The 19,892-nt window shown below is 77.3% G+C and carries 1 protein-coding gene; it reads right to left on the bottom strand.

What is annotated here, in order from left to right; all coding sequences use genetic code 11:
* Positions 1-29: 29 nt before the first annotated feature.
* A complete protein-coding gene (locus ACIQOW_RS10835) occupies positions 30-19,892 on the bottom strand; it encodes a non-ribosomal peptide synthase/polyketide synthase (RefSeq protein WP_401082503.1) in 19,863 nt (6,620 codons plus the stop codon).

A 19,892-nucleotide genomic window follows, 5' to 3' on the forward strand; every position in this document is an offset into this window, starting at 1 on the left:
GGTGGATCCGGTAGGGGTGTCGGGTGTCGTCAGCGGTCTCCCCTCGCGTGCCGGGCGATCTGCCGCAGCGCCTCGGCGAAGTCCCCGGCGGCCCGGCGCACCGCCTCGGTGTCGTGGACGGCGGGGCGGTGGTGCCAGGTGAAGGCGAGGCGGCCCGCCTGGGCGGCGCCGACCACCTCCAGCGGGTGGGAGCCGCCGTCCCCGGGGTCGTGGTCCTGGCCGAAGGAGCCGAGTTCGGCGCGGACCAGGCCGTCGCCCGCGGCCTCGGGCCTGGCGTCCCACTGGCCGAGGTAGTTGAAGACGACCTGGCCGTGGCCGGCGGCGGCGAGGCGCTCGCGGACCCCGGGCGTGCCGAAGGTGCGCAGGGCGCCGAAACCGAGGCCGTTGCCGGGCACCGCGCGCAGTCGGCGGCGGACGGCCTTCACCAGGGCGCGCCAGTCGCGGTCGGGGCCGAGGTCCGCGGGGTCGGGGACGTCGAAGCTGACGGGGTGGACGGTGGTGAACCAGCCGACCGTACGGGACAGGTCGACGCCGTCCAGCAGGTCCTCCCGGCCGTGTCCCTCCAGGTCGAGGCCGATCCGTTCCCGGCCGCTCCAGCGGGCCAGGGCGAGGGCGAGGGCGGCCAGCAGGACGTCGTTGACCCGGGTGCGGTAGGCGGCGGGGGCGGCGCGCAGCAGCGCCTCGGTGTCGGCCTCGTCGAGTTCGACGGTGACGGCCGCGGTCTCCGTGTCGCCGCCGGCGGCCGCGGTCTCCGCCTCGCCGGGCGCCGCCGGGCGTCCGGGCAGGGCCGCGCGGGCGCTCACCGCCTCCTCCCAGTACGGGAGTTCGTGGTCGAGGCCGCCCTCGGCGACGTGGCCGGCGAGCCGCCGCGCCCAGTCGCGGAAGGAGGTGCCGCGCTCCCCCAGGGTGATCGGCCCGCCCTGGACGGCCTGCCGGTGGGCGCTCTCCAGGTCGTCGCGGAGCACCCGCCAGGAGACGGCGTCGACGACGAGGTGGTGGGCGACCAGGAGCAGCAGCGCCGGGTGGTCGGGGTGGCCGGTGAACAGGGCGGCGCGCAGCAGCGGGCCGCGGGCCAGGTCGAAGCCGGCGTGCAGGTCGTCGGCGGCCTTGGCCATGGCGGCACCGGCGGCTTCGGCGCTCTGTCCGGTGAGGTCGTGGCGGAGCAGGAGGTCCTCGGCGGGGGCGGGCGGCGGGTTGAACTGGTGCCAGCCGTCCGCGTCGTGGGTGAAGCGCATCCGCAGGGCGTCGTGGTGTTCCAGCAGGGCGTCGAGGGCGGCGCGCAGCGCCTCCGGGTCGGGGTCGGTGCCGAGTTCGAGCAGGGTGGACTGGTTGAAGTGGTGGTGGGCGGTGCGCGGGGTGGTCAGGAACCACTCCTGGATGGGGGTGAGCGGCACGTCGCCGGTGACCGGGCCGTCGTCCGCGCGTTCGGTGGCGGTGCGGACGACGGTGGCCAGTTCGGCCACGGTCTGGTGGCTGAACAGGTCGCGGGTGGCCAGGTGCAGGCCGTCCCCGCGCAGCCGGGACACCACCTGCATGCTGAGGATGGAGTCGCCGCCGAGCAGGAAGAAGTTGTCGTCGGCGCCGACCGCCTCCAGGCCGAGGACGTCGGCCCAGATCCGGGCGATCCGGCGTTCGGTGTCGGTCCCGGGAGCCCGGCCGGGCCCGGTGATCGGCTGGGCAGGTCCGGGGTCGGGCAGGGCCCGCCGGTCGAGCTTGCCGTTGGGGGTGAGCGGGAGCCGGTTCAGCGGGACGAAGGCCGCGGGGACGAGGTGCGGTGGCAGCGACTCGGCGAGGTGGAGCCGCAGTTCGGCGGCGGGTGCGCCTTCGGCGGGGTCCGCGGGGACGACGTGGGCGACCAGCCGTCCGCCGCCGGGGCCGTCGGCGCGGACGGTGACGACGGCGTCGCGGACCAGCGGGCTGCCGCGCAGGGCGCTCTCGATCTCGCCCGGTTCGATCCGGAAGCCGCGGAGCTTGATCTGCTCGTCGGCGCGTCCGGCGAACCGCAGTTGCCCGTCGGCGTCGCGGCGGGCGAGGTCGCCGGTGCGGTACATCCGGGTGCCGGGGGCGCCGTGCGGGTCGGCGAGGAAGCGCTGGGCGGTGAGGCCGGGGCGGCCGAGGTAGCCGCGGGCGAGGCCGGGGCCGGCCAGGTAGAGCTCTCCGGTGATGCCGGGCGGCACCGGCCGCAGGGCGGTGTCCAGGACGTACGCGCGGGTGGCGCCGCTGGGCCGGCCGATCGCGGGGCTGCCGGTGCCGGGGGCGAGCGGTCCGGTCCAGGTGGCGACCACGGTGGCCTCGGTGGGGCCGTAGGAGTTGACCATCCGGCGGCCGGGGGCCCAGGTGTCGACCAGGTCGGCCGGGCAGGCCTCGGCGCCGACCACCAGGGTGCGCAGCCCTGGCAGGGCGGCGGCGGTCTCCGGTTCCATGGTGGCCAGCGCGGCCGGGGGGATCAGGGTGTGGCTGATCCGGCGGACGGCCAGCACCTCGGCGAGCCGTTCGCCGACCAGCGGGCCCTCCTCCCCGGTGACCAGCGCGGCCCCGGAGAGCAGGGAGGTGCAGAGTTCCAGGACGGAGGCGTCGAAGCTGGGCGAGGCGAACTGGAGCACCCGGTCGCCGGGGCCGACGGCGTACTGCTCGGCGGCGGCCGCGGCGAAGACGGCGAGGCCGGTGTGGGTCACCTGGACGCCCTTGGGCGTGCCGGTGGAGCCCGAGGTGTAGATGACGTAGGCCGGGTGGGCGGGGGTGAGGGCGGCGCCGCGGTCGGCGTCGGTGGGCGCGGTGTCCGGCCCCTCGGCGGCCCACACCAGGGCCGGGTCGTCGAGCAGCAGGTGCGCTCCGGCGTCGCGGACCATGAACTCCCGCCGGGGCGCCGGGTAGTCGGGGTCGACGGGGAGGAAGGCGCCGCCGGCCTTGGCGACGGCGAGCTGGGCGACGACCATGGCCGCCGAGCGGGGCAGCGCGAGGGCGACCAGCCGCTCCGGTCCGACGCCGCGCCCGATCAGGTGGTGGGCCAGCCGGTTGGCGGCCCGGTCCAGTTCGGCGTAGCTGAGCTCCCGTTCGCCGTCGAGCAGCGCGGGCGCCCCTGGGGTGCGGGCGGCCTGGCGTTCGAACAGGGCGGGCAGGGTGGCCTCGGCGACCGGGCGGAAGGTGCCCCGGGGGTCGGCGGGCGGCGTGTCCTGGCCGGCCAGCGGCAGCGCGCCGACGGCGCACTCCGGGTCCCGGGCGACGGCGGTGAGCAGGGCGGCGAGCTGGCCGGCCATCCGTTCGACGGTGGCCGGGTCGAACAGGTCGGTGTTGTAGGTGAGCAGGCCGTGCAGCGCGCCGCCCTCGGCCTCGGCGAACTCCAGCACCAGGTCGAAGGCCGTCCGGGTGCTGTCGGTCTCGATGTCGCTCACGTCGAGGCCCGGCAGGTCGAGGTCGGCGGACGGGGTGTTCTGGAGTACGACGAGGACCTGGAAGAGCGGGCTGCGGCTGGTGTCGCGTACCGGCTGGACCTCGTCGACCACCTTCTCGAAGGGCACGTCCTGGTGGGCGAAGGCGTCCAGGACGGTCTGCCGCACCTCGCCGAGGAACGCGGCGAAGGGCTGCGCGGGGTCGACCCGGGAGCGCAGCGCCAGGGTGTTGACGAAGAACCCGACGAGCTGCTGGACCTCGGGCCGGTCGCGGCCGGAGGTGACGGTGCCGACGGTGATGTCGGTGTCCCCGCCGAGCCGGGCCAGGTAGGCCTGGGCGGCGGCGACCAGGGTGGTGAACAGGGTGGTTCCGCGCTCCCGGCCGGCCAGGGCCAGCCGGCGGGCGGTGTCGGCGGGCAGCTCCAGCCGGGCGGTGGCGCCGTTGCTGGTGCGCACCGCGGGCCGGGGCCGGTCGGTGGGCAGCCGCAGCGGTACGACGCCGTCCAGCCGGCGCCTCCAGTAGCCGAGCTGTTCCCCGGCGGGGGCGCCTTCGGTGCGCTGCCAGTGGGCGTAGTCGGCGTACTGGACCGGCAGTGGCGCCAATTCGGCGTCCTCGGAGCCGAGTTCGGCCCGGTAGAGGTGGGCCAGGTCGGTGAGCAGTACGGCGGTGGACCAGCCGTCGGTGACGATGTGGTGCAGGGTCAGCGCCAGCACGTGGTCGCCGTCGGCGGGCCGGGCCAGGGCGGCGCGCAGCAGCGGGCCGCGGCGCAGGTCGAAGGGGCGGGCGCGTTCGGCGGCGAGCAGGTCGCGCAGCGCCCGTTCCCGGTCTTCCGGCGGCAGTGCGGAGAGGTCGTGCAGGGGCAGCGGGACGTCCCGCGGCGGGTGGACGAGCTGGACGCCGTGGCCGTCGACGCTGTCGAAGGTGGTGCGCAGCGACTCGTGGCGGGCCGCCAGGGCGGTCAGGGCCGCGCCGAGCGCGCCGGGGTCGAGGCTGCCGCGCAGCCGCAGCGCGAGCGCGGTGACGTACTCGGCGCCGCCGGGGGCGAACTCCTCCAGGAACCAGAGCCGTTGCTGGGCGTGGGACATCGGGGCGGCGCCCTCGCGGGCGACCGGGCGCACCGGTGGGCGCGCCGGGGCGGCGGGCTCCGAGGTGAGCAGCCGGGCGAGGCCGGCCGGGGTGGGGTGGTCGAAGACGGCGCGGGGGCCGAGGTCGGTACCGAAGGCCTCGGCCAGCCGGGCGGCGAGCCGGATGCTGAGGATGGAGTCGCCGCCGAGTTCGAAGAACCCCTCCGCCATGCCGGGCGGGCGGATGCCGAGGACCTCGGCGAAGACCTCGGCGGTGCGGCGTTCGGCCTCGGTGCGCGGTTCGACCCGGGCCCGTCCGCCGCCGGGCTCCCGCTCCGGCGCCGGGAGGGCGGCGCGGTCGACCTTGCCGTTGCGGCTGAGCGGGAGGGCGGCGAGCGGGACGAAGGCGGCCGGGACGAGGTAGTCGGGCAGTGCGCGGGCGGCGAAGGCCCGCAGCTCCTCCGGGTCGACGGGGCCGACGGGGTAGGCGACCAGCCGGCGGGCGCCGGGCCGGTCCTCGCGGACCACCACGGCGACGTCGGTGACCAGCGGGTGGGCGGCGAGCGCGGACTCCACCTCGCCGGGCTCGACCCGGAAGCCGCGGATCTTCACCTGGTCGTCGGCGCGGCCGAGGAACTCGACGGTGCCGTCGGTGCGGCGCCGGGCGAGATCCCCGGTGCGGTACATCCGGGCGCCGGGCGGGCCGGCCGGGTCGGCGAGGAAGCGGGCCGCGGTGGCGCCGGGCCGGCCGAGGTAGCCGCGGGCCACACCCTCGCCGGCCACGTACAGTTCGCCCGCGCAGCCCGGCGGGACGGGCCGCAGCCGCCGGTCCAGGACGTGCACCCGGCGGTCGTCCAGCGGCCGGCCGATCGGCACGGTGTCGGGCACCGCCGTCGCGTCGGGCAGGGCGTGGGCGGTGGCGAAGGTGGTGGTCTCGGTGGGGCCGTAGCCGTCCACCACGGTCAGCCCGGGGCAGGCGGCCAGGACCCGGCGCACGGCGGCGGCGGGCACCACGTCCCCGCCGGTCCACAGGGTGCGCAGGCCGGTGAAGCAGTCCGGCGCGTCCTGGGCGAGCAGCCGGAACAGCCCGGCGGTGAGCCAGAGCGCGGTCGGCCCGTCCGGTCCGGCGAGCCGGCGCAGCAGCGTGGCGTCCACCGGTCCTTCGGGGGCGACGAGCACGCAGCCGCCGTTCAGCAGCGGCGCCCACACCTCGAAGGTGGCGGCGTCGAAGGCGACCGGCGAGTGCAGCAGGACCCGGGCGCAGCGGCCGTCGGTGAAGCGGCTGTCGGTGGCGAGCGAGGCCACGTCGCGGTGCCGGACGGCGACGGCCTTGGGCTCGCCGGTGGAGCCGGAGGTGTACATCACGTACGCGAGCCGGTCGGGGTCGGCGGGCGGCAGTGCGGGCGCGGTCGGCCCGGCCGGTTCGTCGCGTACGGCGGCGACCTGCCCGGCGGTCAGCAGCAGGCCCGCGCCGGCCCGGTCGAGCAGGGTGCGGCGGCGTTCCTCGGGGGCGCGCCGGTCGACGGGCAGGTAGGCGCCGCCGGCCTTGAGGACGGCCAGCTGGGCGACGACGAGTTCGGCGCCGCGGTCCATCGTCAGGGCCACCCGGCCCTCGGGGGCCAGGCCGTCGGCGAGCAGCCGGGCGGCCAGCCGGTCGGACCAGTCGTCCAGGCCGCGGTAGCTCAGTTCGCGCCCGCCGTCGCGCACGGCGGGGGCGTCGGGGGTCTGGCGGACCCGCTCGGCGAAGACCGGCAGCGGGCTGCCCGGCGCCGGCGGGCGGGCGGTGGTGTGCCAGGAGGCCAGCAGCGCGCGGTCGGCCGGGGTGAGCGGGTCCAGCGCGGCGAGGTCGCCGTCCAGACCGTCGGCGAGGGCGGCCAGCAGCAGGGCGAGGCGGTCGGCGGCGTCCCCGGCCGTGCGCCGGTCGAAGAGCGCGGGGTCGTACGCCAGGTCGAAGGCGAGCTGCCCGCTCAGGTGGGCGCGCAGGCACCAGGGGAAGGTGGTCGCGTCGTCGGCGCGCACCTCGGCGACCCGGACGCCGGTTCGGTCGGCGGCGGACTCGTCGACGGGGTAGTTCTCGAACACCACCATGCTGTCGAACAGCGGTTCCCCGGCGGGCAGTTCGCTCAGGGTCTGGATCCGGTGCAGCGCCAGGTGGTCGTGGCGGCGGCCGTCGCTCTGCCGGTCCTGGAGGTCGCGCAGCCAGGGCAGTACGCCGGTCGCGGGGATCTGTACCCGCGCCGGCACGGTGTTGATGAACAGGCCGATCATCGTCTCGACGCCGGGCAGTTCGGCCGGGCGCCCGGAGACGGTGGTGCCGAAGACCACGTCCCCGGTGCCGCCGTAGCGGGCCAGCAGCAGCGCCCAGGCGCCCTCGACCAGGGTGTTGACGGTCAGTCCCGCGGCCGCGGCCCGTGAGCGCAGCCGGTCGGAGAGGGCCTCGTCCAGGGTGCGGTGGACGGCGGCGGTGGAGCGGGCCCGGTGGGCTCCGCCGGGCCCGCGGTCGTAGGGCAGCGCGGTCCGTTCGGTGAACCCGGCCAGGGCGTCGGTCCAGTGGTCCTCGGCGGCCTGCCCGTCCTGTTCGCGCAGCCAGGCCAGGAAGTCCGCGAACGGGCGCCGGACGGGGCGGGGGGCCTGCGGTCCGCCGGTCAGCGCGGCGTACTCCTCGCAGACCTCGGTGAGCAGCTGGCCGGTGCTCCAGCCGTCCAGGATCACGTGGTGGGTGGACCAGAGCAGCAGCACCTCGTCGTCGGGCAGCGCGGCCAGGGTCAGCCGGGTGAGCGGGGCGGTGCCCAGGTCCATCCCGGTGGCGCGCTCCTCGGCGAGCAGCCGCTCGGTCTCCGCGCCCAGCTGCCCGGGCGTCAGCGCGCGCCGGTCGAGCTGCCGGACGGGCAGCGCGGCGTGCCGGGCGACCACCTGGACGGGGTGCGGCAGGCCGCGCCAGTGCACGGCGGTGCGCAGCGCGGGGGTGCGGTCGGCGACCAGCTGCCAGGCCTCGGCGAAGGCCGCCGGGTCGGCGACGCCGGCCAGCCGCACCGCGATCCGGTCCACGTAGGCGCCGTCCTCGCCGACCAGGCCGTGGAACAGCATGCCGGACTGGAGCGGGGTGAGCGGCAGCACGTCCTCGGTGTCGCGGCCGTCGCCGACCAGGCCGTCCAGCCGCTCCTGGTCGAGGCCGGCCAGCGGGAAGTCCGACGGGGTGCGCCCGCCGGCGCCGGGGCTCGCGCAGTGCTCGGCCAGCTCGCGCAGCGCCCGGAGGGTCTGCTCGGCGAGGTCCCGGACGGTCGCCTCGTCGTAGACGGCCGGGGGGTACGTCCAGCCCAGTTCGAGCCGGCCGTCCTGGACCGCCCCGACGACGTCCAGCAGGTAGGGGCGGGGCTCGTCGGGGTCGGTGTCCCGCCCGGCCGGGGGCAGCGAGCCGCGCAGCAGCCCGTCGGCGCCGGCGCGGGTGTCCCACTGGCCGTGGTAGTTGAAGCCGACCTGCGGTGCGGCGGCGCCGTCCGGCAGGGCGGACGGGCGCAGCTGCCGCAGCGCGCCGTGGCTGAGGCCGCGCAGCGGGACGGCGCGCAGCTGTTCCTTGACCGAGCGCAGGGTGTCGTGCCAGCCGGCCTCGGGGTCGACGCGCAGCGCGAGCGGGAACTCGGCGGTGAACCAGCCGACCGTCCTGGACAGGTCGAGGCCGGGGAACAGGTCCTCGCGGCCGTGGCCCTCCACGCCGATCGGCACCGTCGCCCGGCCGCACCAGCGGGCCAGGGTGCGGCCGAGGGCGCTGAGCAGCACGTCGTTGACCTGGGTGCGGTAGACGGCGGGCACCTCGCGCAGCAGCGCCCCGGTGGTCCGTTCGTCGAGCGTCACGGTGAGGGTGGCGGCGGTGCCGTGGGTGTTGGGCCCGGGCCGTCCCGCGGGCAGGGCGGCCGGGGCCTCGCCGGTGCGGGTCCAGTACGGGATGTCGCCGTCCAGGGCGCCGGAGCGGGTGTGCCGCTCCAGCCGGGTGGCCCACCGGCCGTGGGAGGTGCCGGGCTCGGGCAGCCGGACGGGTGCGCCGGTGCGGGCCGCGCGGTAGGCCGCTTCGAGGTCGGCCAGCAGGACGCGCCAGGAGACGCCGTCCACGGCGAGGTGGTGGACGGTCAGGACGAGCTGGGCGGGCCGTCCTTCGCCGCCGTCGAAGTGCAGGGCGCGCAGCATCCGCCCCTCGACCGGGTCGAGGGAGCGCTGGGCCTCCTCGGCGGCGCGCTGCACCGCGTCCTCGGCGCCGTCCCGGTGGTGGGTGAGGATGCCGTCCGGTGCCTGGTCCAGGACCTCCTGGCGCCAGCCGGCCTCGCCGTGGCGGAAGCGGGTGCGCAGCGCCGGGTGGTGTCCGGCCAGGGCGAGCACGGCGCCGCGCAGGGCGGCCGGGTCGGTGTCCGGGGCCAGCGCCAGCCGCTGGGTCATGGTGAAGCGCAGCGGGTCGCCGGGCCGGCGGCCGTCGAGGTACCAGTGCTGGATCGGGGTGAGCGGCGCCTCGGCGGGCTCGGCCTCCTCGGCGGCCGCCGGGGACGACGTTCCGGCGCACAGGGCGAGTTCGGCGACGTTCTGGTAGCGGAAGACGTCCTTGGTGGTGAGCGCGAGCCCGGCGGCGCGGGCCCGGGAGACGATCTGGATGCTGAGGATGGAGTCGCCGCCGAGCGCGAAGAAGTTGTCCCTGGCGCCGACCCGCTCCACGCCGAGCACCTCGGCCCAGATGGCGGCGAGCCGCTGCTCGGTGCCCGGGCGGGGTGCGACGTAGGGGGTGGTGCGGTCCGGCTGGGCGGGCGGGGCGGGCAGGGCGCGCCGGTCGGTCTTGCCGCTGGTGGTGCGCGGGATGCGGGCCAGCGGGACGAAGGCGGTGGGCACCAGGTGGTCGGGCAGGGTGCGGCGCAGCCAGGTCCGCAGGTCCTCGGCGGGCGGCACCCGGTCGCCGGCCGGCACCGGGTAGCCGACCAGCATGGTGCGGCCGCCCTGTTCACGGGCGGCGACGGCGCAGTCGGCGACGTCCGGGTGGGTCAGCAGCGCGGCCTCCACCTCGCCGGGCTCGATCCGGAAGCCGCGGATCTTGACCTGGGCGTCGGCCCGGCCGAGGAACTCCAGCTGCCCGTCCGCCGCCCGGCGGGCCAGGTCCCCGGTGCGGTACATCCGGGCCCCGGGCGGGCCGTAGGGGTCGGCGAGGAAGCGGGCGGCGGTCAGCCCCGGCCGGTTCAGGTAGCCGCGGGCGACCTGCTCGCCGCCCAGGTACAGCTCCCCCGGTGTGCCGGGCGGCACCGGGCGCAGCGCGCCGTCGAGCACGTGGGCGCTGAGGTTGCGGCCGGGCCGGCCGATCACCGGGCGCTCGGGGTGGTCGGCGCAGCGGGTGTAGGTGGCGTCGACGGTGCACTCGGTGGGCCCGTACAGGTTGTACGCGGTGACGCCGTACTCGGCGTGCGCGGCGGCCAGTTCCCGCCAGGTGGCGGCGGGGACGGCCTCGCCGCCGACCAGCAGCAGGCGCGGGTGGTGCGGGGCGGCGGCGAGCAGTCCGGCGGCGGTGAGTTCGCGCAGGTAGGACGGGGTCACGTTGACGACGTCGAGGCGCTGTTCGACGATCCGGGCGCAGAAGGCCTGCGGGTCGAGCCTGACGTCCTCGTCGATCAGGTGGAGTTCCTGGCCGTACGCCAGCAGCAGCGGGCCCAGCCAGCTGGTGTCGAAGGAGAAGGAGGCGCTGAGCGCGGCCCGCAGCCGGCCGCCGTCGGCGGTGTGCGGGGCGAGCAGCCCCTCGCGGTGGTCGCGGCAGAGGTTGACCAGCTGGCGGTGTTCGACGAGCACGCCCTTGGGCCGGCCGGTCGAGCCCGAGGTGTGGATGAGGTAGGCGGGGTGCCCGGGCAGCAGCGGGGCGGTCCGCTCGGTGTCGGTCAGGTCGTGGCCCGCCAGGTCGTCCCAGGGCACCTCGCGCAGGGTCCGCCCGGTCAGCACGGTGTGCGGCCGGGTGTCGTCGAGCAGCAGGGCGGCCCGTTCGGCGGGCAGGTCCGGGTCGACGAACTGGACGGCGGCGCCCGCCTTGAGCACGGCGAGCAGCGCGACCGGCAGGTCCGAGGTGCGCGGCAGCCGGACGGCGACCACCTGTTCGGGGCCCGCGCCGAGGGCGGCCAGGTGGCGGGCGAGCCGGTTGGCCCTGGCGTTGAGGGCGGCGTAGTCCAGGGTGGCGTCCCCGGCGACCAGCGCGGTGGCGTCCGGGGTGCGGGCGGCCTGCTCCTCGAACAGGGCGGTGAAGGTGGTGCCGGGACCCGGCAGGGGTTCGCCGAGTCCCTGCCGCAGCACCTCGCGGCGCTCGTCGTCCGTCATCAGCGGCAGCGCGCCGACGGCCGTCCGCGGTGCCTCGGCGACGGCCGCCAGCAGGGTGGCCAGCCGGCCGGTCAGCTGTTCGGCGGTGCGGGCGTCGAACAGCCCGGTGTCGTACTCCAGGTAGCCGGTGAGGCCGCCGTCGTGCTCGGCGAAGTCGAAGGAGAGGTCGAAGGTGGCGTTGCGGACCGGCGGGGTGACCGGCTCCACCGTCAGTCCCGGCAGCCGGGGCGCCTCGGCGCCGAGGTTGTGCAGCGCCACCATGACCTGGAACAGCGGGGTGCGGCTGGTGTCGCGCTCCGGCTGGAGGGTGTCCACCAGCCGTTCGAAGGGCACCTCCTGGTGGGCCAGGGCGTCCAGGACGGTGTGCCGGGTGGCGGTCAGCAGTTCGTGGAAGGTGAGCTCGGGGCGGATGTCGCCGCGCAGCACCAGGGTGTTGACGAACATCCCGACCACGTCGTGGAGTTCGCCCTGCTCGCGGCCGGAGGTGACGGTGCCGACGGCGACGTCCCGCTGCCCGGACCAGCGGGACAGCAGCACCTGGCAGGCGGCCAGCAGGACGGTGTAGAGGGTGCCGTCGGCCTCCCGGGCGCGCTCGCGCAGCCTGGCGGTCAGCCCGGCGGGCAGCGTGAAGGTGACCAGCGCGCCCGCCCTGCTCCGGATCGCCGGGCGCGGCCGGTCGGTGGGCAGTTCCAGCGGGGCCAGGCCGGCCAGGGTCCGGCGCCAGTGGTCGAGGTCGGCCTCGGCGGCGGCGGTGCGGGTGCGCTGCCAGGCCGCGTAGTCGGCGTACCTGACGGGCAGCGCGGGCAGCCGTGGCGGGCGCCCTTCGAGGGCGGCGGCGTACAGCTCGCCGAGGTCGCGGCCCAGGACGCCCATCGACCAGCCGTCGGTGGCGATGTGGTGCACGGCCAGGACCAGGACGTGCTCCCGTTCGGCCGGCCGGAGCAGGTGGGCGCGCAGCACGGGGCCGGCCGCGAGGTCGAAGGGGGTGGCGGCGATCCGCTCCAGCCGGGCGTCCAGGTCCGCCGGGAGGACGTCCTCGCCGGGCAGGTCCACGGGGTGCGGCGGGTGCACCACCTGCCGGGCCCGGCCGTCGCGTTCGGCGTAGGTGGTGCGCAGCGCCTCGTGCCGGGCGACCAGGGCGTCCAGGGCGCCGCCCAGCGCCGCCCGGTCGAGGGCGCCGCGCAGCCGCAGCACCGCCAGCGAGGTGTACTCGGTGCTGCCGGGCTCGAAGCGGTCGAGGAACCAGAGGCGCTGCTGGGCGTGGGAGAGCGGCGGTTCGGCGGACGGGTCGGCGGCGGGGATGAGGGGCCGTGAGGTGTCGGGGGCCGGCTCGCCGAGCGCCTCGGCGAGGTCGGCGAGCACGGGGTGGGTGAACAGCAGCCGGGGCGAGAGGTCGGCGGAGCCGAAGGCGGCGCGCAGCCTGGCGGTGACCCGCACGGCGAGGATGGAGTCTCCGCCGAGGGCGAAGAAGTCGTCCTCGGCGCCGATCGCTCCGGTGTCCAGGACCTCCGTCCAGGCCTCGGCGACCAGCCGCTCGGCGCGGGTGCGGGGCGCGGTGCGCTCGCCGCCCGCGGCGAAGCCGTCCGGGCCCGGCACCGGCAGGGCGCGCCGGTCGAGCTTGCCGTTGGGGGTGAGCGGCAGGGCGGCCAGCGGGACGTAGGCGGCGGGCACCAGGTAGGCGGGCAGCAGCCGCTCCAGGTGGGCGCGCAGGTCGGCGGCGGACGGCGGCCGGGCCGGGTCGTCGCCGACGAGGTGGGCCACCAGCCGGCGGGTGCCGGAGGCGTCCTGGTGGACGCCGACGGTGGCCAGGGCCACGCCCGGGTGGGTCTGGAGGGCGGCCTCGATCTCGCCGGGTTCGATCCGGTAGCCGCGGATCTTGACCTGCTGGTCGGCGCGGCCGAGGTAGCGCAGGGTGCCGTCGGCCTGCCGGCGGGCCCGGTCGCCGGTGCGGTACATCCGGGTGCCGGGGGCGCCGAACGGGTCGGCGGTGAAGCGGCCGGCGGTCAGCCCGGGGCGGTTGAGGTAGCCGCGGGCCAGGCCCTCCCCCGCCACGTACAGTTCGCCGACCGCGCCGGGGGGCACCGGGGCGAGGTCGCCGTCGAGCAGGTACAGCCGCAGGTCGGCGATGCCGGTGCCGATCGGCCCGGGGCCGCCGGCGGTGGCGGTGACGGTGGCGCGGTCCAGGGCGGCGTGGGTGACGTGCACGGTGGTCTCGGTGATGCCGTACATGTTCACCAGGCGCGGCGCGTCGTCGGGGTGGCGCCGGTACCAGCCGGCGAGCCGGCTGACGTCCAGCGCCTCGCCGCCGAAGACCACCGTGCGCAGCGCCAGCCTGCTTGCCAGTTCGGGGTGTTCGGCGTCGGCGCGGGCCAGCTGGTGGAACGCGGACGGGGTCTGGTTGAGGACGGTGACCCGCTCGTCGGCGAGCAGCCGCAGGAAGTCCTCCGGGGAGCGGGCGGTGTCCTCGGGCACCACGACGAGCCGGCCGCCGTGCAGCAGCGGGCCCCACAGCTCCCAGACCGAGAAGTCGAAGGTGTAGGAGTGGAACAGCGTCCAGACGTCGTCGGCGCCGAAGCCGAACAGCTCCCTGGTCTGCTCGAACAGCCGCACCACGTTGGCGTGCGGCACCACCACGCCCTTGGGGCGGCCGGTGGAGCCCGAGGTGAAGATGGCGTAGGCGGGGCTGTCGGGCAGCGGGCGCCGGCCGGGGGCGAGCGGGCCCGCGGGGCGCCGGGCCAGGTCGGCGCGCACCCCGGGGTGGGCGAGGGCGAGGACGGGGATGTCGACGCCGGCCGGCTCGTCGAGGGTCACCAGGGCCACCGGGGCGGCGTCGCGCAGCAGTTCGGCGCGGCGTTCGGCGGGCAGGCCCGGGTCGAGCGGCAGGTAGGCCGCGCCGGTCTTGAGGACGGCGAGGACGGCCACCACCAGGTCGGTGGTGCGGGGCAGCGCGAGGGCGACGTACCGCTCGGGGGCGGCGCCGTACTCGGCCAGCCGGTGGGCGAGCCGGCCGGCCCTGGCGTCCAGTTCGGCGTAGTCGAGGTGCTCCGCGCCGCAGCTGACGGCCCGGGCGTGCGGGGTGCGGGCGGCCTGGGCCTCGAACAGCTCGGGCAGGGTGTGCCGGGGCCGGCCCTGGGCGGTGCCGTTCCGGTCGACGAGCAGCCGGTGCCGCTCCTCGGCGGTGGTCCAGGCGAGTTCGCGCAGCGGGCGGTCCAGGCCGGCGGCCAGGCCGGTGAGCAGCAGCCGGAGCCGTTCGGCGAGGGCCTGGACGGTCGCCGCGTCGAACAGGTCGGGGTCGTAGGCGAGGTCGAAGCCGACCTGGCCGCCCTGGTAGGCGCGCAGCACCAGCGGGAAGTTGGTGGTGTCCCGGGAGGAGACCTCGGCCAGCCGCACCCCGGTGCCGGCGGCGCGGGCGTCGTCGAAGGGGTAGTTCTCGAAGGCGACGATGCTGTCGAACAGCGCGCTGCCGGCGGGGACGTCGCTGTAGCCGGTGAGTTCGGCGAGCGAGACGGCGGCGTGCCGGCGGGCCTCGGCCTGGCCGTCCTGGAGGTCGCGCAGCCAGTCGGCGGCGGTGCGGGCGCCGTCCACCGTGACCCTGGTGGGCAGGGTGTTGATGAACATGCCGATCATCGACTCGACGCCGGGCAGCTCCTCGGGGCGGCCGGACACGGTGGTGCCGAACAGCACGTCGGGCTCGCCGCTGTAGCGGGACAGCAGCAGCGCCCAGGCGCCCTGCACCACGGTGCCGAGGGTCAGCCCGGACTGCCGTGCGGCGCTGGCCAGTCGGTCGGAGACCTGCTCGGACAGGGCGGCGCTGTGGCTGCCCGCCGAGCGGGCCCGGTGGGCCTCCCGGCGGACCCGGTCGGCCGGGAGCGGGGTGGCGGTGGCGAAGCCGTCCAGGACGGACCGCCAGTGGGTGCGGGCGGCCCCGGTGTCCTGCTCGGACAGCCAGCGCACGTAGTCGGCGAAGGGCCGGCGCACCGCCGGGACGGGGGCGCCGCCGGTGGTGAGCGCCGCGTACTCGGCGAACACGTCGGTAAGCACCTGGGCGAGGCTCCAGCCGTCCAGGATCAGGTGGTGGGAGGTCCAGAGCAGCTGGAGCCGGGCCTCGGGCAGCCGGACCAGGGTGAGCCGGGTGAGCGGGGCGGTGGCGATGTCCAGGCCGAGCGCGAGGTCCTCGGCGCGCAGCCGGGCCAGCCGCTCGGCGCGCTCGGCCGGGGCGGCGGCCCGCAGGTCGAGGTGGGTCACCGGCAGCCGGACGGCGCGGCGCACCACCTGGAGCGGGGCGGGGACGCCCTCCCAGACGACGCCGGTGCGCAGCGCGGGGGTGCGGTCGGCGACCCGCTGCCAGGCCAGCGCGAGGGCTTGCGGGTCGGCGACGCCCTCCAGCAGCAGGGCGGCCTGGTCGAGGTAGACGTCGTCGGGGCCGCCGACCAGGCGGTGGAAGAGCATGCCCTCCTGGAGCGGGGTGAGCGGCAGCAGGTCCTCGACGTCCCGGCCGTCGCCGACCAGCCGGTCCAGCGCGGCCTGGTCGAGGCCGGCCAGCGGGTAGTCGGAGGGGGTGCGGCCGCCGGCGCCGGGGGCGGCGCAGTGCTCGACGATGCCGGTCAGGGCGGCGGTGGTCGCCCCGGCCAGGGCCCGGACGGTCTCCTCCCGGTGCACCCGGTCGCTGTAGTGCCAGGTGAGTTCCAGGGCGCCGTCGGCGACCACGGCGGAGACGTCCAGCAGGTGGTCGAGCGGCTCGTCCGGGGCGAGGTCGCGGCCCGGGGCCTGCCCGGCGGGGGCGAAGTCGCCGGCCGCGGGGGCGGTCCACTGTCCGTGGTAGTTGAAGCAGACCTGCGGCAGCGGGACGTCCCGCAGGGCCGCGGCGCCCTCCGAGGGCGAGCCGAGCCTGGCCAGCGCCTCGTAGCCGAGGCCGCGGCGGGGCACGGCGCGCAGCCGCTCCTTGACCCGCTTGAGGGTGGCGGCCCAGTCCGCGTCCCCGGGCAGCTCCAGGGTGACGGGGTACTGGGTGGTGAACCAGCCGACGGTGCGGGAGAGGTCGAGGTCGTCGAAGAGCTCCTCGCGGCCGTGGCCCTCCAGGGCGACGGTGACCCGGCCGCTGCCGGTCCAGTCGGCCAGGGCCCGGCCCAGCGCGCTGAGCAGCACGTCGTTGACCTGGGTGCGGTAGACCTCGGGGACCTTGCGCAGCAGCGCCTCGGTGGTGGCCGGGTCGAGCCGGGTGCGCAGGGTGCGCACCGAGCCGGCCGTGGGGGTGCCGGGCAGGTCGACGGGCAGCGGCTCGGCGGGGGTGGCGGTCTCGGCGGTCCAGTACGGCAGGTCCTCGTCCAGGCCGCCGGCCCCGACCAGTTCGGCGAGCCGGTGCGCCCAGTCGGTGAACGCGGTGGGCTCGGGCTCCGGCCGCGGAGTGCCGCCCCCGGCGGCCTGCCGGTAGGCCTGGTGCAGGTCGGCGAGCAGCACCCGCCAGGAGACGCTGTCCACGGCGAGGTGGTGGGCGGTCAGGAAGAGCCGGGGCCGTTCCTCGCCGCCGGTCCTGAACAGGACCGCGCGCAGCAGGGTGCCGGCGGCCGGGTCCAGCTCGGCGCGGGCGGCCTCGGCGGCCCGCAGCCCGGCGGCCTCGGGGTCCTCGCCGGGGGCGGGCGGGTCGAGCCGGGTGAGGAGCGGTCCGGCGTCGGCGGCCGGCTCCTGACGCCGGCCGGCGCCGGCCGGGGTGAAGCGGGTGCGCAGCGCCGGGTGGGCGGCGACCAGTGCGTCCAGCGCCCGTTCCAGGGCCGGTTCGTCGAGCCGGTGCGGCAGGTCGAGCAGCATCGACATGGTGAAGTGCCGCAGCGGGCCGTGGGCGGCGAAGAACCACTCCTGGACCGGGGTGAGCGGGGCCGGCCCGGCCTCCCGGCGGCGCTCGACGGCGGCCGGCGCCCCGGCGGTGCGGGCCGCGGCGGCCAGGTCGGCGACGGTCTGGTGGCGGAAGACGTCCTGGGAGCCGATCCGCAGCCCGGCGGCGCGGGCCCGGGAGACGGCCTGGATGCTGAGGATGGAGTCGCCGCCGAGTTCGAAGAAGTTGTCGGTGACGCCGACCCGCGGCACGCCCAGCACCTCGGCCCAGATCGCCGCGAGGGTCTCCTCCTCGGGGGTCCGCGGGGCGGTGAACCCGCCTTCCCCGGCGTCGGTTCCGGGGGCGGGCAGGGCGCGGCGGTCCAGCTTGCCGCTGGTGGTGAGCGGCAGCGCGTCGAGCACGGTGAAGGAGGACGGCACCAGGTGGTCGGGCAGCACCCGGCGCAGGGCGGCGCGCAGTTCGGCGGCGGGGCGGGCGGCGCCGTCGGTGAAGACCAGGTAGGCGGCCAGCCGGGCGTGGCCGTGGACGTCCGGCACGGCGAGGACGGCGGCGCCCGCGACACCGGGCAGGTCGAGCAGGGCGGCCTCGACCTCGCCGGGTTCGATCCGGTGGCCGCGCACCTTGACCTGGTCGTCGGCGCGCCCGAGGTACTCCAGGCGCCCGTCGGCCGTCCAGCGGGCGAGGTCGCCGGTGCGGTACATCCGGGTGCCGGGCGGGCCGTACGGGTCGGCGGTGAAGCGGGCGGCGGTCGGGCCGGGGCGGCCGGCGTAGCCGCGGGCGACCTGGGCGCCGGCCAGGTGGAGCTCGCCGCTCACCCCGGGCGGCACCGGCCGCAGCCGCCCGTCCAGGACGTAGGCGCGGATGTTGGGCAGCGGGCGGCCCACCAGCGGCCGGTCCCCGCCGTCGATCCGGCAGGCGAGGGCGTCGACGGTGCACTCGGTGGGGCCGTAGTAGTTGTAGGCGGCCACCCCGGTCCTGGCGGCGAGGTCGCGCCAGAGCCGGGGGCCGACCGCCTCGCCGCCGAGCATCAGCACCCGGGGGCGGTGGCGGGGGTCGTCGAGCAGCCCGGCGGGCAGCAGTTGGCGCAGGTAGGAGGGGGTGAGGTCGAGGAAGTCGATCCGGTGGCGCACCACGTACTCGACCAGGGCGGCCGGGTCCATCCTGGTGGTCTCGTCGACCAGGTGCAGCGGGTGGCCGTCGGCCAGCAGCAGCACGCCCTCCAGCGAGGTGTCGAAGGAGAAGGAGGCGGTCAGCGCGACCCGCAGCGGCCCGCCGCCGGCGTCGGCGACGAAGCCCGCCCGGTGGGCGGCGAGCAGGTGGACCAGGGCGCGGTGCGGGACGGTGACGCCCTTGGGGCGGCCGGTGGAGCCCGAGGTGTAGAGCACGTACGCGGTGGTGTCCGGGTCCGGCGGGGCGAGCGGGCCGGTGTCGCCGGGGTCGGTGTCCGCCAGGGTGCGCAGCGTCGGCTCGTCCAGCAGCAGGGCCGGGCGGGCGTCCTCCAGCAGGTGGCGCACCCGCTCCTCGGGCAGCGCCGGGTCCAGCGGCAGGTAGCCGGCGCCGGTCTTCCAGACCGCGAGGACGGCGACCACCAGGTCGGCGGTGCGCGGCAGTCGCAGGGCGACCAGCCGTTCGGGGCCGGCGCCGCGGGCGGCCAGGTGGCGGGCGAGCCGTTCGGCGCGGGCGTCCAGGGTCGCGTGGTCGAGCCGTTCCTCCCCGGCGACCAGGGCCGGGGCGTCCGGGGTCAGGGCCGCCCGGCGCCGGAACAGTTCGGGGAGGCTGGTCTCCTCGACGGGCAGCGCGGTGCCGTTCCAGTCCCGGGTGACCTGCGCGGTCTCCCGCGCGGAGAGCAGCGGCAGGGTGCCGAGCGGGCGGTCTGGTTCGGTGGCTGCGCCCTCCAGCAGCCGCAGCAGCTGGCCGGCCATCCGCGCGGCGGTGGGCGCGTCGAAGAGGTCGGCGCGGTACTCCAGGACGCCGGTGAGCGCCTCGCCGTCGGGGACGAACTCCACGCTGAGGTCGAAGGTGGCGGCCTGCCGGGGCACGGTGACCGGGGCGGTGGCGGGCCCGTCGGCGGTGCCGGCCGCGGGCGGGGCGGGGTGCAGCAGGACCAGCACGTCGAACAGCGGGTTGCGGCCGGCCTCGCGGGGCGCGCCGACCGCTTCGACGAGCCGTTCGAAGGGCGTGTCGCCGTGCGCGAGGGCGTCGTTGCCGGTCTCGGTGGCGGCCGCGAGCAGGTCGCGGAAGGAGGCGCCGGGCTCGACCGGGGTGCGCAGCACCACGGTGTTGACGAAGCAGCCGACGGCCCGTTCCAGCTCGGTGCGGGAGCGCCCGGCCGTCAGCGAGCCGACGGTGACGTCCGGCTGCCCGGACCAGCGGGCCAGCAGCGCCTGGGTGCCGGCCACCAGCGCGGTGTTGAGGGTGGTCTGCCGTTCGGCCGCGAGGGCGCGCAGCCGGGCGGTGAGCGGCGCGGGGACGGTGAAGGCGTGCAGGGCGCCGGGGCCCGCCTCCTCGCCGCGCCGGGGGTGGTCCAGCGGCAGTGCGGGCGGCACCGCGCCGGCCAGCTTCTCCCGCCAGTGGGCGAGCTGCCGTTCCAGCCGGTCGCCGGACAGCTGTTCGCGCTGCCAGAGCGCGAAGTCGGGGTACTGGGCGGCGACTTCGGGCAGATCGGGCTCCTCGCCGCGGGCCAGGGCGGCGTGGGCGGTGCACAGTTCGTCCAGGACGACGCCCATCGACCAGCCGTCGGTGACGATGTGGTGGGCGGTCAGCTGGAGCACGTGGGAGTGCTCCGCCTCGGCGACCAGCAGGGCGCGCAGCAGCGGCCCCCGCGCGAGGTCGAAGGGCCGGGAGTACTCCCGCAGCAGGACGTCGTCCAGGCTCTCCCCCGCGTCCGGTGCCAGGACCGGCAGCGGCACCGGGGCGGCGGGGCGGACGCGCTGCACCGGCCGCCCGTCGTCCTCCTCGAAGACGGTGCGCAGCGCCTCGTGGCGCGCCACCACGGCGGTGAGCGCCGCGGCGAGCGCCGTGCGGTCCAGCTCTCCGGTGAACCGCAGGGCGACGGCGCTGTTGTAGCGCGGGTCGCCGGGGCGCAGCCGGTCCAGGAACCAGAGCCGCTGCTGGACGAAGGAGGCCGGCAGCGGACGGCCGCGGTCGGCGCGCGGGATGGCCCGGCCGGCGGCCTCGGCACCGCCGCCGGACCGGCCGGCCAGCCGCTGCCGCAGGGCCTCGCGCAGGTCGGCGGGCAGCGCGGCGGCGCGGTCCCGCTTCGAAGGCGTCGAAGGCGTCAT

The organism is Kitasatospora sp. NPDC091335, from assembly GCF_044757205.1.
In the GTDB taxonomy this organism is placed as follows: Bacteria; Actinomycetota; Actinomycetes; order Streptomycetales; family Streptomycetaceae; genus Kitasatospora.